24 protein-coding genes, 1 other RNA gene and 1 riboswitch are annotated in these 24,097 nt (G+C 41.6%); of the genes, 22 read left to right on the top strand and 3 right to left on the bottom strand.

Annotation, left to right across the window (positions count from 1 at the left end; translation table 11 throughout):
- Nucleotides 1–275: 275 nt before the first annotated feature.
- From NPE20_RS01655 to NPE20_RS01630, 6 genes are all read left to right on the top strand, one after another.
- Entirely contained in the window at nt 276–740 is a 465-nt protein-coding gene (locus tag NPE20_RS01655) for a DinB family protein (protein ID WP_256536852.1), read from the top strand.
- Between the two features lie 17 nt (nt 741–757).
- Nucleotides 758–1,168 (top strand): hypothetical protein, encoded by a 411-nt coding sequence (locus NPE20_RS01650; RefSeq protein ID WP_256536851.1) that lies wholly within the window; start codon nt 758–760, stop codon nt 1,166–1,168.
- A complete protein-coding gene (locus NPE20_RS01645; RefSeq protein WP_256536850.1) occupies nt 1,165–1,824 on the top strand; it encodes an SCO family protein in 660 nt (219 codons plus the stop codon). The genes NPE20_RS01650 and NPE20_RS01645 overlap by 4 nt, the downstream gene beginning before the upstream one ends.
- The gene (locus NPE20_RS01640; protein ID WP_256536849.1) at nt 1,824–2,246 is read left to right on the top strand and encodes a c-type cytochrome; all 423 of its coding nucleotides are present in this window, start codon (nt 1,824–1,826) and stop codon (nt 2,244–2,246) included. The genes NPE20_RS01645 and NPE20_RS01640 overlap by 1 nt, the downstream gene beginning before the upstream one ends.
- A gap of 104 nt (nt 2,247–2,350) precedes the next feature.
- An RNA gene (rnpB, locus tag NPE20_RS01635) (RNase P RNA component class A) lies at nt 2,351–2,731 on the top strand.
- Nucleotides 2,732–2,860: 129 nt separating this feature from the next.
- Nucleotides 2,861–4,240 carry a sigma-54-dependent transcriptional regulator gene (locus NPE20_RS01630; RefSeq protein WP_256536848.1) on the top strand — a complete coding sequence of 460 codons (1,380 nt, stop codon included), beginning with the start codon at nt 2,861–2,863 and terminating at the stop codon, nt 4,238–4,240.
- 80 nt (nt 4,241–4,320) lie between these two features.
- On the opposite strand, the gene NPE20_RS01625 is transcribed toward NPE20_RS01630, so the two are convergent.
- On the bottom strand, nt 4,321–4,743 hold the full coding sequence (locus tag NPE20_RS01625) for a BLUF domain-containing protein (RefSeq protein WP_256536847.1): 423 nt from the start codon (nt 4,741–4,743) through the stop codon (nt 4,321–4,323).
- A gap of 290 nt (nt 4,744–5,033) precedes the next feature.
- On the opposite strand from NPE20_RS01625, the gene NPE20_RS01620 reads away from it, so the two are divergent.
- The 14 genes from NPE20_RS01620 (at nt 5,034) to NPE20_RS01555 (ending at nt 20,145) form a co-directional block, all read left to right on the top strand.
- Entirely contained in the window at nt 5,034–6,215 is a 1,182-nt protein-coding gene (locus NPE20_RS01620) for a hypothetical protein (RefSeq protein ID WP_256536846.1), read from the top strand.
- 47 nt (nt 6,216–6,262) lie between these two features.
- Nucleotides 6,263–7,540: a DUF5690 family protein gene (locus NPE20_RS01615; RefSeq protein WP_256536845.1), complete on the top strand. Its 1,278-nt coding sequence runs from the start codon at nt 6,263–6,265 to the stop codon at nt 7,538–7,540.
- Between the two features lie 49 nt (nt 7,541–7,589).
- Nucleotides 7,590–8,339 carry an EcsC family protein gene (locus tag NPE20_RS01610; RefSeq protein WP_256536844.1) on the top strand — a complete coding sequence of 250 codons (750 nt, stop codon included), beginning with the start codon at nt 7,590–7,592 and terminating at the stop codon, nt 8,337–8,339.
- A gap of 60 nt (nt 8,340–8,399) precedes the next feature.
- Nucleotides 8,400–8,564, top strand: a complete 165-nt coding sequence (locus NPE20_RS01605; protein ID WP_256536843.1) for a hypothetical protein — start codon at nt 8,400–8,402, stop codon at nt 8,562–8,564.
- A gap of 2 nt (nt 8,565–8,566) precedes the next feature.
- Nucleotides 8,567–9,046, top strand: coding sequence for a nucleotidyltransferase (locus NPE20_RS01600; protein ID WP_256536842.1), 480 nt, complete (start codon nt 8,567–8,569; stop codon nt 9,044–9,046).
- Between the two features lie 57 nt (nt 9,047–9,103).
- Nucleotides 9,104–9,295, top strand: a riboswitch (cobalamin riboswitch).
- 171 nt (nt 9,296–9,466) lie between these two features.
- Nucleotides 9,467–11,791 carry a 5-methyltetrahydropteroyltriglutamate--homocysteine S-methyltransferase gene (gene metE / locus NPE20_RS01595; RefSeq protein ID WP_256536841.1) on the top strand — a complete coding sequence of 775 codons (2,325 nt, stop codon included), beginning with the start codon at nt 9,467–9,469 and terminating at the stop codon, nt 11,789–11,791.
- Nucleotides 11,792–11,855: 64 nt separating this feature from the next.
- The gene (locus tag NPE20_RS01590) at nt 11,856–12,242 is read left to right on the top strand and encodes an acyl-CoA thioesterase (RefSeq protein ID WP_256536840.1); all 387 of its coding nucleotides are present in this window, start codon (nt 11,856–11,858) and stop codon (nt 12,240–12,242) included.
- Between the two features lie 39 nt (nt 12,243–12,281).
- Nucleotides 12,282–13,583 (top strand): DEAD/DEAH box helicase, encoded by a 1,302-nt coding sequence (locus tag NPE20_RS01585; RefSeq protein WP_256536839.1) that lies wholly within the window; start codon nt 12,282–12,284, stop codon nt 13,581–13,583.
- Nucleotides 13,584–13,636: 53 nt separating this feature from the next.
- Entirely contained in the window at nt 13,637–14,161 is a 525-nt protein-coding gene (locus NPE20_RS01580) for a DinB family protein (RefSeq protein WP_256536838.1), read from the top strand.
- A 137-nt stretch (nt 14,162–14,298) separates the two neighbouring features.
- Entirely contained in the window at nt 14,299–15,927 is a 1,629-nt protein-coding gene (locus tag NPE20_RS01575) for a hypothetical protein (protein WP_256536837.1), read from the top strand.
- A gap of 85 nt (nt 15,928–16,012) precedes the next feature.
- Complete coding sequence (locus tag NPE20_RS01570; RefSeq protein WP_256536836.1) at nt 16,013–16,555, top strand: hypothetical protein; 543 nt, start codon at nt 16,013–16,015, stop codon at nt 16,553–16,555.
- 4 nt (nt 16,556–16,559) lie between these two features.
- Nucleotides 16,560–17,327, top strand: coding sequence for a CPBP family intramembrane glutamic endopeptidase (locus tag NPE20_RS01565; protein ID WP_256536835.1), 768 nt, complete (start codon nt 16,560–16,562; stop codon nt 17,325–17,327).
- Nucleotides 17,328–17,385: 58 nt separating this feature from the next.
- Nucleotides 17,386–19,173 (top strand): translation elongation factor 4, encoded by a 1,788-nt coding sequence (lepA, locus tag NPE20_RS01560; protein WP_256536834.1) that lies wholly within the window; start codon nt 17,386–17,388, stop codon nt 19,171–19,173.
- A 90-nt stretch (nt 19,174–19,263) separates the two neighbouring features.
- Entirely contained in the window at nt 19,264–20,145 is an 882-nt protein-coding gene (locus NPE20_RS01555; RefSeq protein WP_256536833.1) for a bifunctional 5,10-methylenetetrahydrofolate dehydrogenase/5,10-methenyltetrahydrofolate cyclohydrolase, read from the top strand.
- 118 nt (nt 20,146–20,263) lie between these two features.
- On the opposite strand, the gene NPE20_RS01550 is transcribed toward NPE20_RS01555, so the two are convergent.
- Nucleotides 20,264–20,596, bottom strand: coding sequence for a Rieske (2Fe-2S) protein (locus NPE20_RS01550; protein WP_256536832.1), 333 nt, complete (start codon nt 20,594–20,596; stop codon nt 20,264–20,266).
- A 6-nt stretch (nt 20,597–20,602) separates the two neighbouring features.
- A complete protein-coding gene (locus NPE20_RS01545) occupies nt 20,603–21,352 on the bottom strand; it encodes a hypothetical protein (protein ID WP_256536831.1) in 750 nt (249 codons plus the stop codon).
- Nucleotides 21,353–21,504: 152 nt separating this feature from the next.
- Here NPE20_RS01545 and NPE20_RS01540 point away from each other — a divergent pair, with 152 nt between their 5' ends.
- Entirely contained in the window at nt 21,505–22,128 is a 624-nt protein-coding gene (locus NPE20_RS01540; protein WP_256536830.1) for a 7-carboxy-7-deazaguanine synthase QueE, read from the top strand.
- Between the two features lie 39 nt (nt 22,129–22,167).
- Nucleotides 22,168–24,072, top strand: coding sequence for an OmpA family protein (locus NPE20_RS01535; RefSeq protein ID WP_256536829.1), 1,905 nt, complete (start codon nt 22,168–22,170; stop codon nt 24,070–24,072).
- The last annotated feature ends 25 nt before the right edge of the window (nt 24,073–24,097 follow it).

Genomic DNA, 24,097 nt, shown 5'->3' with positions numbered 1-24,097 from the left:
AAAAATCTTAGTGCATGAATGACGAGCGCATGCTTTTTAAAAACAACCATTCGCGAAAGTCGCTTACAATGGCAGCTAATTTTGTGATGATCTTCATGGTACTTAGTTTTTGTTTACTCAAATGTATGGCAGCTATGTGTACTTATAATGAGTACCGGGTTATTTAATTGTTAACATCATTTCTGTGTCATGGTTTTACATGGTTAAACATATTTTGGCCAAATCGCATCTTAAACTCTTCATGAATTAAGCGCTTATGTTTACTTTTACAACCTATGAAAAGCTACTTTATAAGCCTGTTTAATTATGACCGGTTTGCTAACAGGCAAATGGCCGATCTTATATTAAAAACCGGGGCGTCGGGCAAACCGTTAGATATTATGGCCCACCTGCTGGTAGCACAACAAACCTGGTTAAAGCGTTGTATGGCACTTCCCGCCCCTACCACTCCGCTATGGCCCCAATGGCCTGCCGAGGATTTTATGAGCATTATTGATGAAAATCATAAAGCCATTATAGCCTACCTGGAAACCCTGCAGCCGCAAGATTTTGATAGAAAAATTACCTACAAAAGCTCAATAGGTCAGTTCGAAAATACGCTGAGCGATATCCTCGCCCATTTGGTAAACCATGGCACACATCACCGGGCTCAAATTGGGCAATACCTGAAAATGAACGGGGCCGAACTGCCCGGATTGGATTACATACTTTATATCAGAAACTTAAACAAAGCCCTGTAACACTTATATTAATAACTATGAAAAGAATAATTGCCGCCCTGTTTTTAAGCTTCGTATTATTTAGCTGTACCGATAAAAAGAAACAAGAGAAAGACCTTTTTGATGAAGTTATTAAGGTGCACGACCGTGTAATGGGTAAGGAAGACCTGATAATGACCAACAAAATGCAGCTGGATACATTAATAAAGGAAAATAGATCGCCCGAAATTATTGCTGTAGCTACGCAGCATAGCAAGGCTTTAGATAGCGCCGATACCAATATGGAAAACTGGATGCATAATTTTGATGCCGAAAACAAAGGTAAAAGCCACGAAGAGATAATGACCTACCTTACCGGTCAAAAGAAACAGATAAATGCCATCGACAGCAATTTTAACGTTGTTGTAGCAAATGCAAGCAAGTTTATTAAACAAAACAAAACCAAATGAAAAAGTTCGCGGGATTAATTCTTATCATATTAGCATTTGCTGCCTGTAAATTTAACGACGCCGATAAACCCAGGCTACCTATCATGGGTAACCGCGATGCTGTAACAAAAACCGTTAATGGCAAACAGGTAACCGATACCGTTTATCAAACCATACCCGATTTTAAGTTTGTGAACCAATACGGCGATAGCATTACACAAAAAAGCCTGAAGGGTGATATTTACGTAGCCGATTTCTTTTTCACTACCTGCCCTTCTATCTGCCCAATAATGCACCGCAATATGCTTACGGTATATAACGAGTTTAAAAACGTACCAGATTTTAAGATCATATCGCATACTATAGATCCTAAACACGATAGCGTTGCCGTAATGAAAAAGTATGCCGATAAGTTGGGTATTACTGGTAACAGTTGGTGGTTGCTGCAAGGCAATAAAGAACAAACTTATGATCTGGGTCAAAAAAACTATCTCGTAGCTATTAAACAAGATGATGGTACACCCGGCGGTTATGTTCACCAGGGATGGTTTGTGTTGGTTGATAAGCAGAAACGCATACGTGGCTATTATGATGGCACCGATGAAAAGCAAGTTGCCAAAATGATTGGTGATATCAAAATACTGCGTGCCGAGGTTAACACCGAAATAGCGCAATAATGAAATTAAAGGTAATCGCTTTTATTGCAGTAATGCTTTGTGTGATAATTGTATCATGCCAAAGCGAAGCTGAGCAGGAATATAAACGTTACTACGGCAGCGGCACCCTTGTATATAAGGCCAAATGCCAAAACTGCCATGGCGAAAAAGGCGAAGGTTTATCTAACCTTATCCCCCCGCTTACAGATACGGCTTATCTCAAGAAAAATAAAGCCCAACTGGCCTGTTTTGTAAAATACGGCATAAAGGAAACCATTACTACCATAAATGGCAAAGCTTATGAAGGCGCTATGCCGGCTAATGTTGATATGCCGGCTATTGATATTGCCGAGGTGCTCACCTACATAGGTAATTCATTCGGTAACAAAATGGGGACTATTACGGTTGATGAAGTGAATGCGGACCTAGAGAAGTGTAAGTAGTCTGAAAGTATGATATCTGCAAGTCCGAAAGTTATTTTTTTACTCTAGTTATCTTACGGACTCTCCGGTTTTACGAACTTCCCGACTAAATCCTTATCTTTGTAATTGCAAAACGTTCTATCGCTGCAGGCTTGTTCTGCAGAGGAAAGTCCGGGCAACACAGAGCATCCTGCTTCCTAACGGGAAGGCGCCCGCAGCGGGCGACAGCAAGTGCCACAGAGAATATACCGCCTTTAATTTATTAGAGGTAAGGGTGAAAACGTGAGGTAAGAGCTCACGGCTTTTCCGGGCGACTGGGATCGCGGTAAACCTCAGGAGTTGAAAAACCAAATAGGTTCTGAAAGCGGAGCTGCTCGCTTCCGTGTCGATTCGTCGGCCGTCAGAATGGGTAGGTTGATTGAATCTGTCAGCAATGGCAGGGCCAGATTAATGATAGAAGTTCCCCTTGGGGAGTACAAAACCCGGCTTACAGATTTGCTGCTGTACAATATACCCCTTGCTGTTTACAGCAAGGGGTTATTTTTTTTTCTAATAAATTAAAAGTGTGTTATATACTATACAATTTATATATTTATCGCTTCAAACATTCTACCCTTTTTCAGTTTAAAAAACACATGGCAAAAATTTTAATAATTGATGATGAACGGTCTATCCGTAGTACCCTGCGAGAGATATTAGAATATGAAGATTATATTGTTGAGGATGTAGATAACGGTGTAGACGGCCTGGAGCTTATTCAAAAAAACGATTACGACCTGGTACTGTGCGATATTAAAATGAACCGCATGGATGGTATGGAAGTACTTACCGAGGGACTTGCTATTAAACCCGACCTTCCTTTCATTATGATATCCGGCCACGGCACGGTTGAAACCGCTGTTGAGGCCAGTAAAAAGGGCGCGTTCGATTTTATATCCAAACCACCCGATCTGAATCGCTTGCTTATTACTGTACGTAATGCGCTCGACCGCGGAAGTTTGGTTGTTGAAGCCAAGGTATTAAAGCGTAAAGTATCAAAAGTGCGCCCTATTTTGGGTGAGTCGCAAGCTATTTTAAAAATTAAAGAAACGATAGAACGTGTTGGACCTACAGATGCCCGCGTGCTGGTTACCGGTGCCAATGGTAGCGGTAAAGAACTTGTTGCCCGATGGCTGCACGAAAAATCAAACCGGTCTAACGGCCCTATCATTGAGGTGAACTGCGCGGCTATCCCATCAGAGTTGATAGAGAGTGAGTTGTTCGGCCATGAAAAGGGTTCATTTACATCGGCTATAAAACAACGTATAGGTAAGTTTGAATCTGCCAACGGGGGTACCCTTTTCCTTGACGAGATTGGTGATATGAGCCAGTCGGCACAAGCTAAAGTATTACGTGCCTTACAGGAAAGTAAAATTACCCGGGTAGGCGGCGAAAAAGAAATTGATGTAGACGTGCGTGTTGTAGCGGCTACTAACAAAGATCTGCTTAAAGAAATTGAGGCCGGTAACTTCCGTATGGACTTATACCACCGCCTTAGTGTTATATTGATACACGTGCCACCGCTTACCGAACGCCGTGATGATATTGGCCTGCTTACACAAAGCTTTTTAGACGAGATCTGCAATGAGTACGGTATGCCCGTAAAGAAGATCTCTGATGCCGCGATAGATGCCCTTAAAGCCTTGCCGTGGACGGGTAACATCCGCGAATTGCGCAACATGGTGGAGCGTTTAATAATCCTGAGTGATAAAATAATTACTGATAACGATGTTAAGGCATTTGCCAACCCATCGGCACCGGTAACCGCTACAGCAGCCGCTGCTGCAACACCGCAAACAGATTTTGACCAGTTCACTAACTTCCAAGAGTATAAAGACTACGCTGAACGCGAATACATTAAATTTAAACTGGAAAAAAACAACTGGAACGTATCAAAAACCGCTGACGATATTGATATACAAAGAAGTCACCTTTACAGCAAGATCGAGAAGTTTGGTTTGAAGAGAGGGGAATAAATTACTGGTTTACCAGGCACATCATACAAAAGCCGGATCGGGTCATAACCTTATCCGGCTTTTGCATTTAAACTGTTTAATTAATAATTGATATCTAATTTATTGGTCTCGATGAAGGTTTTAATTGCGGCAACTGCCGGGCTATTATCGTTGTTTAAATCCAGTTCGCTGATGGATGTTAAATAGCCCAGCAGCTTCTCTGTTTTTTTACTATCTGTTATAGCAAAGCCCATAAGCCACTGCCCAAAGCTTTTTTCAACTATGGGTTCATCAATTATTGTGATAATATTTTTGTGGCGCTGGTCGGCTTTTATCCTGGAGTAAAGCGCATCAATAACTGTGTCTTTGCCTTCTAAAACCTGTATAAACGTCCCATCGGAGTAAAGTAAAACGCCCGAAATATTAAGCGCCGCATTATGCAGCCTTGAGTTGTGTAAAATGTCAAGCAACTGATTTTCGTGCATTAACTTAACAGCGGTACTTACGTAAACTATATTTTTCATCAATTGGGTAGATTGTTGCTATGTACTGTTTGCATATCATAATAGTACAATGACACTAAGTTATATAGCAAAATTTTATAAGTCAAAAATATTACCAGTTTAGTTCTCGCTGGGCTTTTTTATAAAAACATTGCCAGATAAATTTACATTAAAACAATCCTAAGTAAATTATTTGTAACAGTGTTATAAGTAAGTGTTAAACTGCTTTTTGTGCTGTTTTTATTTTGCATCTTTATACGGCAAGTAAATTAGCTTATTAAGTTTAAAACAGACAAACATTCAGTAAACAAATGAAATACATTGCCCTCCTTATATCGTTTTTATGGGTTCAATCAGTTTTTGCACAATCAAAATTGCCGGTAATTAAAGCCACCTCTAAAAATGTAGCCATAAACGATGGCGGCTATCTGGATAAAAATGCCTGGTCGTTAAATCCGAACATCAAATTAGATGTTTTCACTGCCGATAGAACAAGGAAAACAAAATGGGTTACTTTTTATACCGATATAGACTCTATCAGGGTAAAAGTAAAACCCGGTACAAAATATAACTTTGTTGTGGTGTTAAATGGCAGAGATTCTTTCTATACTCAAATTGCAAGTGCTATACATCCAGCGAGTTTGTTAAGTAATACTATCGCTAAACCGGATACCATTCCTTTCACACTTACGGCATACAATGCTATACAAGTCACATCCGTTATAAACAATACAGATACATTAAACCTGCATTTTGATCTTACCTCTTTCGATTTTCATTTAACGAAGGATGCGATAGTGAAAAAGACGAAATTATTATCAAACCAGCCTGATGCCTTAGCCGGCAAAACAACTCCAAATTATAATAATTTGAATAAGGTATTTAAGCTGCAAATGGGCACTATAATTTGGAATACCCCCGAGGTTATCCCTACAATGGTAACAGCACATGATATGGATGGCAGATTTGGCTGGAACCTATTTGAAGGCAAGCAGGTTGAAATTGATTATGACCATCATCTTTTAATTATCCACTCAAAACTGCCGAAAGCTTTAAAAGGTTATGTAAGATCAAAACTCGGTTTTACGCACTCTTATGCTTACATTAAAGGCACCTTTGAAGTGGCGGATAAAAAGTTTACCGGTAACTTTTTAATGGATATAGGATCAGAACAGGCCCTCATTTTAGATAGTACCTGGGCTGGGCGACAGGGTTTTTCAAAAGACTTAAAAGTGATCAAAACATCTATACTTCACGACCCAAGGGGCGTAAAATATGAAACCAGAACAGTACTATCCCCCATTTTTAAACTCAACGGTTTTGAGCTTACCAATGTCCCAACGCTTATTTTAGGCAGCAAAAACCCGTCTGGTTTTGAAATTAATTATTTGGGTAATGATCTCTTTAAGAGATTTAATATAATACTGGATTTCAAAAATGATTATATCTACCTAAAACCGAATAAATTAACAGGTCTAAAATACAGGGCTTAGAAAGAAAACCGTAGTCTATTTACCTATATTGCAGTAAAACCTAATTCATGTTATTTAAGTCCAGTAAAATTAACGGTACCCGGTTCCAAATAAACATATACGCAGCTATCACAGTTTTTTTGGCCTACACCATGATATTTGGTTTCCGAAAATCTTTCACAGTAGCCACGTTTGATGGTATTACCGTTGCAGGTTACAGTTATAAAACCTTGTTGGTAATAAGCCAGGTATTGGGCTATATGCTGGCCAAGTTTTATGGAGTAAAGTATATTGCCGAACTTAAACGCACCGGCCGAGGGCCGGTAATTCTTTTACTTACAGGCATTGCATGGCTTAGCTGGCTGGGCTTCGCGTTGGTTCCTGTGCCTTATAATATCCTGTTCTTGTTTATCAACGGCTTTCCGCTGGGGATGCTTTGGGGTGTAGTTTTCTCTTATATTGAAGGCCGCCGTGGTACCGATTTTATTGGCGCTACATTAGCCGTCAGCTTTATTTTCGCATCGGGGTTTGTTCGGTCGGCCGGTGGTTGGCTTATGCTGCAATTTGGCGTTACCGAATTCTGGGTGCCATTTTTTACGGGACTTTTATTCGCTGTACCGCTCCTGCTGTTTGTTTATCTGATGGAAAAGATCCCGCCACCTGATGCCGGTGATATTACCGACCGGATGGAACGCACCCCAATGAGCAAAGCGCAACGTAAGGCTTTTGTACTTAAGTTTTTGCCCGGCCTTGCCGCATGTATCCTCATCTACACATTCGCGACTATTTTTAGGGATATCCGCGATAATTTTGGGGCCGAGATGTGGAAGGAAATGGGTTTCTTTAATCAGCCGGCTATATTCTCTAAAACTGAAACGCCAATCACGCTCGTCATCCTTGTGCTAATAGGCAGCATGGTGATGATACGGAATAGCTACCAAGCGCTGATGACCGCCCATGTATTTATAGGCATTGGCTTTTTATTGGCAGGCTTATCTGCCATCGCGTTTATAAACCAAAGTTTAGCGCCCCTTTGGTGGATGATGATCGTAGGGCTGGGATTGTACATGGTATATATCCCGTTTAATGCCGTGTTCTTCGAAAGACTTATAGCCACATTCAGGTACGCGGGTAATGTTGGTTTCCTAATATACCTAGCCGATTCTTTTGGGTATGTGGGCAGTGTGGGCGTGTTGTTTTCGAAGGAAATTTTCAAGGTACAAGTTAACTGGGTTACGTTTTTCTCTAACAGTGTAATTGCATTATCAGCCATTGGGCTGGTTCTTACGTTATTCTCAGCTATTTATTTCGCACGAAAATACAAGGCAATGCATTCATCTCAATAGCTCTACCCAAAGCATAATCATAATTTCGAAAATAGGTATCTTTACTTTTATGATATCCTATGAAGAAGAAGCTCTGGCAGAATTAAAAACCTGGCAGCAAAAAATGCAAAAGGGGCCTTCGTTATCAAACCGGATAGCAAAAAGCTTGCAGGGTAAAATTAACGGGTTGATACCAGAGAAGGCGCATCAGGTAATAACCGTAACTATCGAAAAAATGATAAAGGCGGCTATGTTTGGTATTAAATATTCCACAAGCATTACGTTGCCGCATGATGCTTCATTGTTATTAAGGGAAAGCCATATTAAGCAACAGATAACATTTTATCAAAAAACAGCCACAGTAGAGGGCGCTGTAACGGGTGCCGGCGGTATCTTGATGGGTTTTGCTGATTTCCCGGTGCTTATTGGTATAAAAATGAAACTGCTGTTTAATATCGCCTCGCTTTATGGATATAATGTTAAAGATTATAAGGAAAGATTACACCTGCTCTACATTTTCCAACTTGCCTACTCCAGTCAGCAGCGGCGAAATGAAATATACTTGCTGCTAAAGGATTGGGATAATTATAGTAGCCGGTTACCACAAAACGCGGAAGATTTTGACTGGCGGATATTTCAACAGGAATACCGTGATTATATAGATCTTGCAAAGATGGCCCAACTACTACCCATTATAGGTGCTGCTGTTGGTGCCATTGCCAACTATAAACTAATTGCTCAACTGGGCGATACCGCCATGAATTGCTTTAGAATGCGGATGATAGGCACATCGCCGGCATTTCCCTTACCGATGCATTAGTTACAGAAAGGTATTTGTTAATAGAAGCCTTTTTCTTTAAATTTGAGATGAGTTAAAGTCATGAGTAAAAAAGAAACGTCATTTGATAAGGCTGAATTAGAACTTTTGAAGGAAGGTTTAAAACGCAGTTATAAAGGGCGCTTTGAAATGGCTACCCGCTTATATAAAATACAGCAAACTATGTCTAAGGCTGTGATATCTCATAAACCGTATATCAGCAAATAATTGTGGATGTATTTGATGAAGAAATACTAAGTTTTTGGAGAGCCCTTCAGGAAAACAATGTGCAATATATTATGGTTGGTGGCTATGCTGTAAACTTACATGGTTTTCAGCGTTTTACCGGCGATTTAGATATTTGGTTAAATGATACCCCTGATAATAGAAAAGCCCTTAGAAACGCTCTTGTTGATTGTGCAATGGGTGATTACCCAGCGATAGAAAATATGCGTTTTTTGCCTGGTTGGACTGAATTTATTCTAAATAATGGACTTCGATTGGATGTTCTTACCAACATGAAGGGCCTTGAACAATATACATTTGACGAGTGTTTACAAATGGCATCTGTGGCTGATATTGAAGGTGTAAGTGTTCCATTTTTGCACATCGATCAGCTTATAGAAAACAAGAAAGTTGTTAATCGTCCAAAAGATCAAATTGATATTAATGCACTTGAAGAGATCAAGAAACTAAGAGAAGGTAGTTAATCCTCACTTTCCTCACCCATATTACTTACCTTTGGGCCGATATAAGTTCTTTACTTTCCTTCATCAACCGGTATAGGTTTTACTTAATTGTAGACTAATAGGGAATCGTGTGCAAATCACGAGCTGTCGCGCAACTGTAAGTAACACAAAAGGTTTTTGCCAATGCAATGTCCACTGTCCGCACAAAACGGATGGGAAGGATGGCAAAAATGTTACAAGTCAGGAGACCTGCCATACTGAATTGACAATGCTTTCGCGGTATGAAGCAATGGTCTGTGGTTTGATATAGCTTTCGTTACACCTGTATTTATAATGCAAGGATGACCTATATCCCTATTTCCCATCACCCCATATCAAAAACGCATTGCGAAGTTTAGCCAGAGAGCTTTAACCGATTTATTCATTTAATCAATTAAAGCAATGCTAACGCAAAATTTAGGCTACCCGCGCATTGGTGGCCAACGCGAATTGAAAAAAGTCTGCGAGAGTTACTGGGCAGGCAAAACCGGGCACAAAAACGTGCTAACGGTAGGTAAAACCATCCGCCACGAAAACTGGCAGATACAAAAGGATGCAGGAATAGACCTGATACCTTCAAACGATTTTTCTTACTACGACCATGTATTGGATCATTCCCTTATGTTTGGCGCCATCCCAAAACGCTACAACGAGGTGATCCTGAAACAAGGCAATGAAGAACTTGACTTGTACTTTGCTATGGCCCGAGGTTATCAAAAGGACGGGTTAGATGTTGTAGCCATGGAAATGACCAAATGGTTTGATACCAACTACCATTACATTGTACCCGAATTTTGTAAGGATCAACAGTTTAAACTATTCTCTACAAAAATCACCAACGAATTTTATGAGGCTAAGCAATTAGGTATCATCACTAAACCTGTGCTAATAGGCCCTGTCTCCTATCTGTTATTAGGCAAAGAGAAAGAAGCCGGCTTTGAAAAGATAGATCTGCTAAAAAATCTGCTGCCGGTATACTCCGAGATCCTTACTAAATTGCAGGACCTTGGTGCCGAATGGATCCAGTTTGACGAGCCCTTTCTATTGCTCGATCTTTCTGAAAAAGAGCAGCAGGCATACAGAAATACCTACAAGCAGCTCCGCAAGGAATTCCCTCGCCTAAAGTTTGTGCTTACTACCTATTTCGAAAAACTGGGCAATAACGCAGATTTGGCAACATCTTTACCTGTTGATGCCCTGCATATTGATCTGGTACGTGCACCGCAGCAATTAGATGAGGTGCTGGATATGTTACCTGCCAAAACAATTCTTTCCTTAGGTCTCGTAGATGGCCGTAACATCTGGAAGAACGATTTTGAGGCATCGCTTACCATCATCCAAAAAGCAAAAGAAAAACTTGGCGACGAACGTATTTGGATAGCCCCGTCCTGCTCTCTCATCCATTCGCCCTGCGATCTGAAAAGTGAGAATAACAATCGAGTTCTTACGCCCGAAATTAAACAATGGCTGGCTTTTGCTAAACAAAAGGTAAATGAAATAGCGTTATTAAAAAGCCTGTCGACAGATAACCCAGGTGTAGGCACCCAGTATAAACTGGCGGAGAACAAGCATGATAACGCTTCACGTAAAACTTCAACACTTATACATAATAACATTGTAAAAGAGCGTGTTGCATCAATAGTCGAAAGTGATGTACAACGTAAAAGCACTTTCCAATTGCGCAAGCAAAAGCAGCAGGAGTTATTAAACTTGCCGCTGTTTGCTACTACCACTATTGGGTCGTTCCCGCAAACTGCCGAGGTGCGCAGTTGGCGGGCGCAGTTAAAAAAAGGCGTTATTACCCAGGCCCAATATGATCTGCACATAGCCGAAGAAACCGAAAAAGCCGTAAAATGGCAGGAAGATATCAATCTGGATGTTTTGGTACACGGCGAATTTGAACGCAACGATATGGTGGAGTATTTTGGCGAGCAGCTGCAAGGCTTTACCTTTACCCAAAACGGTTGGGTACAAAGCTATGGCAGCCGTTGTGTAAAGCCACCAATTATTTATGGCGATGTATCGCGCCCTAATGCTATGACGGTTAAATGGTCGGCTTATGCGCAGTCATTAACCGATAAATGGATGAAGGGTATGCTCACCGGCCCGGTAACTATCCTGCAATGGTCGTTTGTACGTAATGATCAGCCCCGATCTGAAACCTGTACGCAAATAGCATTAGCTATACGCGATGAAGTTTGCGACCTGGAAAACGCCGGTATAAAAATCATCCAGATTGATGAACCCGCTATACGCGAAGGCCTGCCGCTGCGCAAGGCAGACTGGACAGCTTATTTAGACTGGGCTGTTAAGGCATTCCGGATCTCGGCAAGCGGTGTACAAGATGATACGCAGATCCATACCCACATGTGTTATTCGGAGTTTAACGATATCATCCAGAGTATTGCCGATATGGATGCCGATGTAATAACCATTGAAACATCGCGCTCACAAATGGAACTGCTGGATGTATTTGCCGATTTTAAATACCCGAACGAAATTGGCCCGGGCGTATATGACATCCATTCGCCACGCGTACCTAACAAGGATGAAATGACCTATCTGCTTAAAAAAGCAAGAGCGGTTATCCCGGATACGCAGCTTTGGGTAAACCCCGATTGCGGCCTTAAAACCCGTGGCTGGGACGAAACCAAAAAGGCTTTAATTGAAATGGTAGCCGCCGCCAAAGAAATGCGCGCTACGATTGCAGAGCCTGTAATTATTTGATAAACATGCCAAGCCAAGTCCTCTCCTTTGGAGAGGATTTAGGTGAGGCTTTTACATACATACAATGACCTTAGACGATAGAATACAAGCATCTGAAACCCGGATTTTTAAAGCCGTTTTCCCAAATACTACCAACCATTACGATACCCTGTTTGGCGGTACCGCCATGCACATGATGGATGAAGTAGCCTTTATTACTGCCACCCGCTTTAGCCGCCAGGTAATGGTTACCGTTAGCAGCGATAAAATAGATTTTAAAAAGGCTATACCGGCAGGCACAATTGTAGAGCTGATCGGTCGTGTAAGCACCGTTGGTAATACCAGTTTAAAGGTTAATGTAGAGATCTATATTGAACAAATGTATGCCGAGGGCCGCGAGCTTGCTGTACATGGCAGTTTTACTTTTGTGGCGATAGATGAGCATAAGAAACCGGTTAGGATAATTAAGTAGCGGGTTTAGCTTATCTTTGTGGCTTTCCATCCATAACACATGATAAAGCAAGCGCTTCAAAAAATTAATATAAATGCCCTTAACCCTATGCAGGAAGCTGCTATTGCCGCCGCTAAAAAAGGCGATGTAATATTACTTTCGCCTACTGGGTCGGGTAAAACATTGGGCTTTTTGCTGCCATTATTGGGATTGCTGGATGCCAATATACCAACCGTACAGGTAATGATACTGGTGCCCTCGCGCGAACTTGCTTTACAGATAGAACAAGTTTTTCGCAGTTTGGGCAGCGGCTTTAAGGTAAATTGTTTTTATGGCGGTCACCCGCTAAAGATAGAGTTAAACAGCCTTTCGCAGCCGCCAGCTGTTATAGTGGGTACGCCGGGCCGTATAGCTCATCATATCCGTCGCGAAACGTTTGATACAAGTACGGTTACTACCCTGATACTGGATGAGTTTGACAAAGCGCTGGAGTTTGGTTTCCAGGTAGATATGTCATACATCATTAAGCAATTGCCGAACATTAAAAAACGCATACTTACATCGGCCACACAAATGGACGAGATCCCCTCTTTCACCGGCATTAACCGACCAACAAAGCTGGATTACTTAACAAATGCGGAATCTACTCCGGATCTGAAACAGAAAGTAGTGATATGCGAACCTGCCGACAGGCTTGATGCCTTGTTCGCTCTTATTTGTAAGATAAGCGATAAACCAACACTTGTTTTTTGTAACCACCGCGAAGCTGTTGATCGCGTCAGCGATCTGCTTTATGATATGGGTTTGCCACATGATATTTTCCACGGCGGTATGGAACAGGACGATCGTGAACGTGCCTTGCTCAAATTCAGGAATGGCAGTCATCATATATTAATTACCACCGACCTTGCCTCGCGGGGACTGGATATCCCAGAGATTGAGCATATAGTTCATTACCAGTTACCCCATAACGAAGAAGCCTTTATACACCGTAATGGCCGTACCGCACGCATGCATGCAACGGGTACCTCCTATTTGCTGTTAGCGTCAGGAGAAAAGCCCGACTATCTGAGCGAGATACCCGAGGAAGAAGTATTGCCGAAGAAAACCACTATTCCGGCATTATCGCCATGGTCAACGGTTTATATAGCTGCGGGTAAAAAGGATAAAATAAACAAGGTTGATATCGTGGGACTTTTGCTTAAAAAAGGCGAACTGGCTAAAGAAGACCTTGGGTTAATAGAGGTGCTGGATTATTCATCATATGCCGCAGTAAAACGCAACCTTATAGAACGAACAGTAGCTTTGGTGAAGAATGAAAAGATAAAAGGCAGGAAAATAAAGATAGAGGTATCGAGGTAGGATTATTATCCAATAAAAATTATCTTTATCCTGAAAACTTAAATTAACCTAATATGAAAAAATTATCATTCCTTTTAGCCGTAATGGTGTTTGCCTGTACTTCGGTTTTTGCGCAGATCACCAAAGACCAGACCGTTGCCGAATGGACACGCGCTAAGGCCTACACTAAAGCTTATTTAGATGCCATGCCTGCCGATGGTTACGGATTTAAAGCAACCCCGGAAGTGCGCAGCTTTGCCGGCCAAATGCTTCATCTTGCCGATGCAAATTATTTCTTTATCTCTACAGCAACTGGCAAACCAAGTCCGCTTGGCAAAGATGTTTCGGTAGAGAAAACGATCGCGCAAACAAAAGAGGCTACTACCAAAGCGGTTTTAGACAGCTACGATTTTGCTATCGCCAGCATCCAGGCTATGACAGACGCTCAGTTTAAAGAAGAAGTGGCTATGGGTAAAATGAAATCAACCCGTGGCTTGCTATTAGCAAAAGCGTTTGAGCACCAAACACACCACCGTGGCCAAACCACTATTTACATCCGTTTAAAAGGTGCAACCCCTCCAAACGAAATGTTATTTTAAGCCAAAGAACAAAACTTATAAAATGCCATGCCGGTAATACGGTGTGGCATTTTTGTTTAAAGATAACCGGGTTTAACAGATTGTTAATACCTTTAAGCGCTTTTTAACCAAATTAATTCGTCTTGTAAATGTTAGGTATGCAATTACTATTTTCCTATAAATGGATGTTTTCTGTATTAATTGCAATTCTTGGATTTTCGCGCTGCCACTCCGAACCTGTACACCCCGGTAAAGATACCGTTAGGGTGATAAACCCAAACAAAGTAAACGCTATTGACAGCAACCAAACCCCTTTAAAAAACATGTTTGGCATAAACGGGTATGAGTGGAACTTTTTAGAGAACCCTGCAGCACCAAACAACCGCAACCAGATCTACGAAGCCAATATGGCCCTCATCAAATCCTTTAGCTCGGTGAGGCATTACCTAAACTGGAATAAATTGGAGAATACCGAAGGCAATTATACTTACAACCCAACCAATAACGGCAGTTGGTATTATGATGTAATTTACAGCCGTTGTAAGCAGGATAGCATTATGGTATTAGCTGATATTAAAAACCTGCCGGTATGGATGATGAACACTTATCCGACATCTGAACGCGACAATGAGAATGTCCCAACACCTTATGGAGCTAACCGCTCGTCACCGGCATCGTATATTGTACAGGCACGCACTGCATTTCAGTTTGCTGCGCGATATGGTTCTAATACCGGGATAAATCCAGACTTGGTAAAAGTAGATGGCCGCCCCCGCTGGAAAAACGACCCGGTAAATACGGTAAAAATTGGCCTTGGCCTAATAAAATATATAGAGTGCGGCAACGAGAACGACCGCTGGTGGAAGGGCGATAAAGCCACGCAAACGCCTGAAGAATATGCGGCTAATATGTCGGCTTTTTACGATGGGCATAAAGGCACGTTAGGCAATAACGCGGGTGTTAAAACTGCCGATCCCAATATGATTGTAGTGATGGGTGGCTTATCTACCGCTGATATTAACTATGTGCAAAGAATGATAAACTGGTGCAAAACCAACCGGGGTATAAAAGCCGATGGTAGCATTAACTTATGCTTTGATGTGATCAATTATCACCTGTACTCGAATAATGGAAGTGTTTTTACGCATAAAAACGCTACTACAGGTGTAGCGCCCGAGCTTTCAGGATCAGGTAAGGTTGCAGACGATTTTGTAAACCTGGCCAATGGGCTAAAAAACAAACCGGAAGTATGGGTAACCGAAACAGGTTACGACATTAACCAGCATAGTTATCAGCACGCGCCTCCTATCGGCAATAAGCCGGTATTAATAACCCAGGCCGACTGGATACTGCGTTCATCATTAATGTATGCGCGGCATGGCGTAAAACGCCTGTTCTTTTATCAATTGTTTGATGCCACACCCAATAACCCTGAACAATATTCAACATCCGGTTTGGCAGAAGGGACAAAACTTCGCCCGGCTGGTGACTATATACTGCAAACCAACAAGCTAATGGGTAACTATGCTTACAAAGGCACCATTAATGCCGACCCGCTTGTAGACAGGTATCGCGCTGATCATAAAACCATGTATGTATTAACAGTGCCCGATCAAAAAGGCCGTGTTGCTACTTACACCCTTGACCTTGGCAAAGCTACCACAGCTACCATTTATACCCTTAAACCCGGTGCTGATGCTATGACAAGTAAAAAAGTAAATACCACAAATGGCAAGTTAAAAATACAGGTTACCGAAACTCCTGTTTTTGTACAGGCGGTGCTTTAGAGACACACCTATCAACTATTATAAAATTTTCTTTCATAATCAATTTGTATGATTATATTGGGGTATCTAAATCTTAACAATAAAAATGGACGATAGCCTAACCATATCACCACCAAAAGAGAGGTGTGCTTCCTGCTTTACAGAAATTGTAACTGATGATGTTTTCTGCACAAACTGTGGCTACCCTTTAAAGGGAACGGAAGACGAGCAACGTAAATTCATTGGTGAAAATGAAGTTACCGGCATATACTACAAAGAATATTATGATAAAGTAAGAAAAGCTGGTAATTCATTATACTATCTTGCGGGTTTCGCTCTGTTAGGTGCCATCATCAGTTTCTTTATGAAGCAGGATGATCCAAATGTATTAGCCTACACTTTGCCTTCATTAATTTTAGCCGTTTTATTTTTAGTATTGGGTGGTTACAGCCGGAAAAAACCCCTGGCTTGCATTGTATCAGGTTTGGTGCTTTATCTCATTGTTCAAATATTGCTCATCATTGATAACCCGGTTAACATAGCAAGTGGTATAATCATTAAAATTGTTATCATAGGGTACTTGATAAACGGTATTAAATCGGCGCTTGAACTGGAGAAGTTTAAAAAAGAGCACAATTTAAAAGATTAACCCGTTGCTAACCGAAGAGATTGAACTGCCTGAAACAAAAGCCTGCATACAATGCGCAGCTTTACTAAACACCGGTAGTAAATTTTGTAATAGCTGTGGTGCAAAGCAGTCGACGTCAGAAGTTAAGGTTGCCGACCAATGGAACCTGTTGAAACAGGCCGCAGTATTTTATGGGTTATATCTGCTCTTATGCTGCTTAAGTAAATTTACCGACGCGTTCCAGGAAATGGCGTGGTACCTGGTTCTTGAAGTTGCAGGCATACTTTTAACTATTGTTTTTTTTGCTATCAACTGGTCAGAAAATAAAGCATTGCTCAAATGGCCGGGGTTTTCATTACAAAAGTTGTCGGCATACTGTGGCATAGCCATGGCCGGGGCTTTCCTGGTACATTACTCTGTAAATTGGCTAAATGTCACCATCTTTTCGCAGGAAGAACATCTGTTTAATGCGTCCCGCGATAATTATTACGCCATGTTTTTATTGGTATTTTTCACCGCGGTTACGCCTGCCTTATTTGAAGAACTAGGCTTTAGAGGATATTTGTTGCAAAGCCTTTTAAAGGTGTCAGATACAAACCAGGCTGTTTACATTTCCGCGTTTTTGTTTGCCATTATCCACCTCAGTTTTATATCGTTATTCTGGCTTATCCCATTCGCGTTGTTTATAGGTTATGTACGCGTGCGCGAAAACACACTTTGGTATGGCATATTCTTCCATTTCTGTTTCAACCTAACCGCCTGCCTGTTTGAACTATTGCAGCAACCCAGGTAAAATCATTAGGCAAAATTACATGCCAATTTATCCGCTTAAAAAGTTATTTTTGCGCTGAATGAAGCACATACGTAATTTTTGTATAATAGCACATATTGACCACGGTAAAAGTACCCTTGCCGATAGGTTATTAGAATATACCGGCACCATCACCCAGCGCGAATCGCAGGCACAATTGCTTGATGATATGGATCTGGAGCGCGAGCGTGGCATCACCATAAAAAGCCATGCTATACAGATGGATTATGAACTGGATGGGCAGAAATACGTTCTGAACCTGATAGATACCCCCGGCCACGTAGATTTTTCGTACGAGGTATCGCGCTCAATAGCGGCCTGCGAGGGCGCATTACTTATTGTAGATGCGGCACAAGGTATACAGGCACAGACCATATCTAACCTTTACTTAGCGTTAGAGAACGACCTGGAAATTATCCCTGTACTAAACAAGATGGACTTGCCCGGCGCTATGCCCGAGGAAGTTAAAGACCAGATTGTTGAGCTGATAGGTTGCAAACGCGAAGAAATTTTGGCCGCATCCGGCAAAACCGGTATGGGCGTATATGATATTTTACGTGCCATTATTGAGCGTGTCCCCGCCCCTGTTGGCGACCCGGAAGCACCTTTACAGGCATTGATATTTGACTCGGTTTATAACTCGTTCCGTGGTATTGTCGCTTACTTTAAAGTAGTGAACGGCGAGATTCGCAAGGGTGATAAAGTGAAGTTCTTTGCTACCGAAAAGCAATATATAGCAGAGGAAGTAGGCACGCTTAAATTAAAGCAACTCCCCAAAGATGTTATAAAAACCGGCGATGTGGGTTACATCATATCGGGTATTAAAGAATCGCGAGAGGTAAAGGTTGGCGATACGATCACTACTATTAACCGCCCATGCGAAAGCGGCATACAAGGTTTTGAAGAAGTAAAGCCAATGGTATTCGCGGGTATATACCCTGTTGATACCGATGATTTCGAAGAATTGCGCGAATCAATGGCTAAATTGCAATTGAATGATGCATCGTTAGTTTTCGAGCCTGAATCTTCTGCGGCCTTAGGCTTTGGCTTCCGATGCGGTTTCCTGGGTATGCTGCATATGGAAATTATCCAGGAGCGGTTAGAACGTGAGTTTAACATGACGGTTATTACTACCGTGCCCAACGTATCATACCTGGCGTACTCAACCAAAGGCGAAGAAATAACAGTAAATAACCCGTCTGACCTGCCCGACCCAAGTAAAATTGACCGTGTAGAAGAGCCGTATATCAAAGCTACTATTATTACCAAGTCCGACTTTGTTGGCCCGGTGATGTCGCTTTGTATCCAGAAACGTGGTTTTATAAAAAATCAATCATACCTGACATCTGACCGTGTCGAACTGGTTTTCGAGATGCCAATGGGCGAGATCGTATTTGATTTCTATGATAAATTAAAAACCATCTCAAAAGGCTACGCATCGTTTGATTATCACCAGATAGGTTATCGCCCAAGCGATTTAGTTCGTTTGGATATCAAATTAAACTCTGAGCCGGTTGATGCTTTATCATCATTGATCTTCCGTGGTAACTCATACGATTTTGGTAAAAAGATCTGCGAAAAGTTGAAAGAGCTGTTACCGCGCCAGCAATTCGAGATCATTATACAGGCATCTATTGGTGCCAAGATCATCGCCCGCGAAACGGTTAAAGCTATGCGTAAAGATGTTACCGCAAAATGTTATGGTGGTGATATATCGCGTAAGCGTAAACTGTTGGAAAAACAAAAAGCCGGTAAAAAACGCATGCGCCAGGTTGGTAACGTAGAAATACCACAATCGGCGTTTATGGCGGTATTGAAATTAGACTAATCTTTAGATTTGAGATGTTAGATATGAGATTTGAGACGGCAGTCGAATAATTTCTATCTCATATCTCAAGTCTCATATCTCATATCTATTATGCAGTTACTCGACGGAAAATACGTATCAGAAAAACTTAAGGTTGAAATAGCTGAAGAAGCAGCTAAAATTTTGGAGCGCACAGGTCGCAAACCACATTTGGTAGCCGTTTTAGTTGGCCACGATGGCGGCAGCGAAACCTATGTTGCCAGTAAAATGAAAAACTGCGAAAAGGTAGGTTTTAAATCTACTTTAGTACGTTACGAAGATGATGTTACGGAAGAAGAACTGCTTGCCAAAGTTGCTGAACTAAATGCCGATGAGGATATCGACGGTATCATAGTACAACTTCCCCTGCCAAAACATATCGATCCGGAGAAGGTAACTGAACGTATTGATCACCGCAAGGATGTTGATGGCTTCCATCCGGTTAATTTGGGCCGCATGCAGCGTAATTTACCGTCGTTTATACCAGCTACTCCTTATGGCATTACTTTAATGCTAAAAGAGTACGGCGTTGAAACCTCAGGCAAGCATTGTGTAGTTGTTGGTCGTAGCAATATTGTGGGCTCACCTATGAGCATATTAATGGCGCGCAATACTTATCCGGGTAACTGTACTGTTACCATTTGCCACAGCCGCACACCTGATATTAAAAAATTCACACTTGATGCTGATATCCTTATCGTAGCTATTGGTAAAAAGAACTTTATCACCGCCGATATGGTGAAGGACGGTGTTGTAGTAATTGACGTAGGCATGAACCGCGAAACATCAACGGTTACCAAATCGGGCTACAAACTATATGGCGATGTTGATTTTGAAGGTGTTGCACCTAAAGCGTCGTGGATAACCCCGGTACCGGGCGGCGTAGGTTTAATGACCATTATCGGTTTGTTAAAAAACACGCTATCATCGGCTAATAAAGAGGTTTACGAATAATTATTATTCTCCTTAATTCCCTCCCCACGGGAGGGTTAGGGAGGGGTTAAACGCTTTACAATTTATTAACCCCTTCCTCCTCCTTCCCGGGGGAAGGAATCGCACATACCCAGCGCTTTTATCTGCTTAACACTCTATCCCAAAAAGTTTCAATTCCAACGTACACCTCGCCTTCCCTTATTTCAACGGGATAGCTATCTACGTAATCGTTTTGGCCGGGGCTGCCTTTGCCTGTTTGCAGATCGTAAGAATACCTGTGAAAAGGGCAAATGATCTTGCCCTCTTTACACCAGCCGCCACTTAATTCGGCGCCGGCATGCGGGCAGGTAGAACCCAGGGCATAAAGCTTATCCTCATAACCAATGACGATGATGCCTTTACCACTTACCTTAACTTTTCGAATAAATGGCTTACCGGTTAGTTCAATACCGGGTATAGGATACCATTTCATTAAGGACTAAAAATCTATCTTAAGGTTCATTAAAGCAGGGTTTTTCATCACCTCGTCCATGGTGGTTACCAGCGTGACCCTTCTCCTATCGGCAGATAATACAGCTTTAGAATTATTGATCTTCTTAACCGGTTTTGCAAAATTCAATATCACTTTATAGGGCATATCAATCAGCATAGCCTTTGCCATTGCAAATTTAGAACCCGCCTTTTTCAAAAAGGCATTGAATTTAACTTTATCAATTATGCGGTAAAACTTATGGTCGGTTATTTCGTAAGTGTAATAGCTTTGCCCGGTTATTAAAGGTTGTGTATCAAAGGATCTTTTAGTGACGTTGTTTAGCTGGCTATTCATAGATATGCTGCTAAGGTGCTGCAGATAATATTGCAGGTCGGTAGCATTTTTAGCCTCGTGCTTAATACTTACCTTCATAATGTTCTTTTTCAAGTCCATTTTAATAGCCAGATCACTCCCCTGCGCCATTTTCATTTCTTCGGCATTCATTTTTTGGGAGATACTATCGGGCAGGGCGCTATAAAAGTTAAGGGTGGTATCTTTAACCATACCAAATTGTGGGGTTTCGCGTACCGAGTCGGTCATCAGGTTCATGAGTACGGATACTGCCTTGCTCATGTCAAAGCCATAAACCACATTGCAGGCGCCATCTTGCTTAAAATCGTAACGTTCCTCAATATCTACGCATGAGCTAAAGCACAATAGCGCTAAAAATATTACCGATAAGTATATTTTCTTCATGCGGCGAAATTTCAAGTAATAATAGTTAAAAATGCTGAAAGTTAAAAAGTTAAATGATTTTATTGTTATAATGTCAATTTTGCTTCTTCATACAAGCGTTTCTTCATTTACCTTTATCCTTTGCGCTCAAAACCGTACCTTTGCGCCCTATTATGGCACACCAGGTTCCGGAAGACGGCACATTACTTCCTTTAATGGAAGAGTTTTATACGATACAGGGAGAGGGATACAATACCGGCAAGGCTGCCTATTTTATCCGCCTTGGCGGCTGCGATGTGGGTTGCCACTGGTGCGATGTTAAAGAGAGCTGGGATGCCGAGCTGCACCCGCTTACTGCTGCCGATACCATTGTAGAAAATGCTACAAAGTTTCCATCAAAAGCCGTAGTAGTTACCGGCGGCGAACCGTTGATATATAACCTTGATTATCTTACCCAAAACCTGCAGCAAAAAGGCATTAAAACCTTTATTGAAACATCGGGTGCTTATCCCCTTTCGGGTAATTGGGACTGGATCTGTTTATCGCCTAAAAAGTTTAAAGCACCAACCCAAATGGTGGCCGACAAGGCTAACGAGCTAAAGGTTATCGTTTTTAATAAATCTGATTTTGCTTTTGCAGAGCATCATGCTAAGCTGGTTGGCCCCGATTGCAAACTGTACCTACAACCCGAATGGTCTAAACACGCGGAAATGACCCCGCTTATTGTAGATTATGTAATGGCTAATCCACAATGGGAAATATCATTGCAAACCCACAAGTACTTAAATATCCCTTAATATTGTAACTTAGTGTATTGATTATCGTATCAGTTACTAATGCGCAAAACCTATTTTCTGTTTATTTTCTTGTTGCTATTATCTGTAAGTGTGTTTGCCCAGCAAAAGCGTTATTCAACTACAGACCAGGAAGCTATTAAATATTATGCGCGGGCTAACCAAAGCCTTGATGATCGCTTATATGACGAGGCCATTACCCAACTGGAACAAGCTGTTAAGGCAGATCCTAAATTTATTGAAGCGCACGCACAATTAGCAGATGTGCTAAGGATGAGGCATATTTACAAACCAGCCATTACACACTTCCTAAAAGTTATTGAGTTAGACCCTGAATACAACCGATCTGTTTATTTAAAAATTGGTGATTGTGAGATAACCAGCGCCCAATACGACCCTGCTTTACATCACCTGGAAAAATATCTGACCTATCCAAATATTACCGCGCAAAATACAGCCTATGCTCAAAAATTAATAGCCGATTGCAAGTTTAGCATACAAGCTTTAACCCACCCCGTAGCTTTTGTGCCTGTTAATATGGGGGCCGAAATTAATACTGCTGCAGATGAATATCTACCTGTTGCTACTGCTGATGAAAGCACATTGATTTTTACCCGAAAGATAGATAATAACGAAGATTTTTATAAAAGCAACAAGTTAAATAACCAATGGCAAAGCGCTCAATACCTGAGCAATATCATAAATACATCGGCTTATAACGAGGGTGCACAATCTATATCGCAAGATGGTAAGTATTTGTTCTTCACCGGCTGTAATCGGCCCGATGGTTTGGGTAGATGTGATATTTATATCGCACAAAAAAAGGGCGATGACTGGGCCAAACCATTCAGCCTAAGCTCCCCCATAAATACTTCTGGCTGGGAAGCACAACCTTCTATCAGTGCAGATGGGCGCACGCTTTATTTTGTGAGCAATCGTAAAGGTGGATACGGCGGATACGACATCTGGAAATCTAACCTGACGGACAAAGGCTGGAGTAACCCTGAAAACATGGGGCCGGAAATTAATACCGCTTATGACGAGCAATCTCCCTTCATTCACCCTGATGACAGTACCTTTTACTTTTGTAGTAACGGCTGGCCGGGAATGGGTAATAAAGATCTTTTTGTGAGCCGGTTAAGTAAGGATGGTAAATGGCAAAAACCCGAAAACCTGGGCTACCCTATTAACTCAAGCGGAGACGAGAATGGATTAACGCTAACCGCAAACGGCTCTTACGCCTTCTTTTCATCGAATAACTTAAAAGGCTATGGCGGATATGATATCTACACCTTCGAGTTACCCCCTAACTTGCGGCCTAACATCGTAACATACGTAAAGGGTACCGTAGCAGATAAAAAGACCAAAGCGCCTTTAGAGGCCGCTATAGAGATCATCGACCTGCAAAAGAATATTCCGGTTTTTCAGGATTATAGTTCGGAAGATGCCGGGGAGTTTCTGGCAACATTAAGCGCAGGTAAAAATTATGGCTTAAACATATCCCGAACCGGATATTTGTTCTATTCTGACAATTTCTCGCTGATTGGTCTTAAAGATAAAAAGGCGTTTAACCTCACAGTATTGTTATCACCAATTGAGGTGGGCAATAAGGTAATATTGAAGAATATCTTCTTCGACACTAATAAGTTTGAATTGAAAGCCGAATCAAAAGCCGAACTACAAAAGCTGGTGGAATTTTTACAGCTTAACCCAACCGTTAAAATAGAGATATCCGGCTTTACAGATGATGTAGGTAATAATGAAACTAATGTTGTGCTATCCGAGAAACGGGCAAATTCGGTTTATCAATACCTATCTGCTAATGGTATTGTAGCAACAAGATTGGTTTATAAAGGATATGGCGAAGCACAACCCATAGCCCCAAATACAACAGATGATAACCGCGCTTTAAACCGTCGGACAGAGTTTATGATAATAGCGAAATAGTTGAATTTAACCACAGAGAACACTG

This window comes from Mucilaginibacter aquariorum, from assembly GCF_024498135.1.
GTDB classification, from domain to species: Bacteria; Bacteroidota; Bacteroidia; order Sphingobacteriales; family Sphingobacteriaceae; genus Mucilaginibacter; species Mucilaginibacter aquariorum.
Note: the sequence above shows the minus strand (reverse complement) of the source record. Positions and strands in the feature narration are given on the sequence as shown.

Bases quoted from the DNA above. Each gene is read 5' to 3' on its own strand.
- NPE20_RS01655 (WP_256536852.1), top strand. From the start codon at position 276: ATGAAAAGCTACTTTATAAGCCTGTTTAATTATGACCGGTTTGCTAAC.
- NPE20_RS01650 (WP_256536851.1), top strand. From the start codon at position 758: ATGAAAAGAATAATTGCCGCCCTGTTTTTAAGCTTCGTATTATTTAGC.
- NPE20_RS01645 (WP_256536850.1), top strand. From the start codon at position 1,165: ATGAAAAAGTTCGCGGGATTAATTCTTATCATATTAGCATTTGCTGCC.
- NPE20_RS01640 (WP_256536849.1), top strand. From the start codon at position 1,824: ATGAAATTAAAGGTAATCGCTTTTATTGCAGTAATGCTTTGTGTGATA.
- NPE20_RS01630 (WP_256536848.1), top strand. From the start codon at position 2,861: ATGGCAAAAATTTTAATAATTGATGATGAACGGTCTATCCGTAGTACC.
- NPE20_RS01625 (WP_256536847.1), bottom strand. From the start codon at position 4,743: ATGAAAAATATAGTTTACGTAAGTACCGCTGTTAAGTTAATGCACGAA.
- NPE20_RS01620 (WP_256536846.1), top strand. From the start codon at position 5,034: ATGAAATACATTGCCCTCCTTATATCGTTTTTATGGGTTCAATCAGTT.
- NPE20_RS01615 (WP_256536845.1), top strand. From the start codon at position 6,263: ATGTTATTTAAGTCCAGTAAAATTAACGGTACCCGGTTCCAAATAAAC.
- NPE20_RS01610 (WP_256536844.1), top strand. From the start codon at position 7,590: ATGATATCCTATGAAGAAGAAGCTCTGGCAGAATTAAAAACCTGGCAG.
- NPE20_RS01605 (WP_256536843.1), top strand. From the start codon at position 8,400: ATGAGTAAAAAAGAAACGTCATTTGATAAGGCTGAATTAGAACTTTTG.
- metE (WP_256536841.1), top strand. From the start codon at position 9,467: ATGCTAACGCAAAATTTAGGCTACCCGCGCATTGGTGGCCAACGCGAA.
- NPE20_RS01590 (WP_256536840.1), top strand. From the start codon at position 11,856: ATGACCTTAGACGATAGAATACAAGCATCTGAAACCCGGATTTTTAAA.
- NPE20_RS01585 (WP_256536839.1), top strand. From the start codon at position 12,282: ATGATAAAGCAAGCGCTTCAAAAAATTAATATAAATGCCCTTAACCCT.
- NPE20_RS01580 (WP_256536838.1), top strand. From the start codon at position 13,637: ATGAAAAAATTATCATTCCTTTTAGCCGTAATGGTGTTTGCCTGTACT.
- NPE20_RS01575 (WP_256536837.1), top strand. From the start codon at position 14,299: ATGCAATTACTATTTTCCTATAAATGGATGTTTTCTGTATTAATTGCA.
- NPE20_RS01570 (WP_256536836.1), top strand. From the start codon at position 16,013: ATGGACGATAGCCTAACCATATCACCACCAAAAGAGAGGTGTGCTTCC.
- lepA (WP_256536834.1), top strand. From the start codon at position 17,386: ATGAAGCACATACGTAATTTTTGTATAATAGCACATATTGACCACGGT.
- NPE20_RS01555 (WP_256536833.1), top strand. From the start codon at position 19,264: ATGCAGTTACTCGACGGAAAATACGTATCAGAAAAACTTAAGGTTGAA.
- NPE20_RS01550 (WP_256536832.1), bottom strand. From the start codon at position 20,596: ATGAAATGGTATCCTATACCCGGTATTGAACTAACCGGTAAGCCATTT.
- NPE20_RS01545 (WP_256536831.1), bottom strand. From the start codon at position 21,352: ATGAAGAAAATATACTTATCGGTAATATTTTTAGCGCTATTGTGCTTT.
- NPE20_RS01540 (WP_256536830.1), top strand. From the start codon at position 21,505: ATGGCACACCAGGTTCCGGAAGACGGCACATTACTTCCTTTAATGGAA.
- NPE20_RS01535 (WP_256536829.1), top strand. From the start codon at position 22,168: ATGCGCAAAACCTATTTTCTGTTTATTTTCTTGTTGCTATTATCTGTA.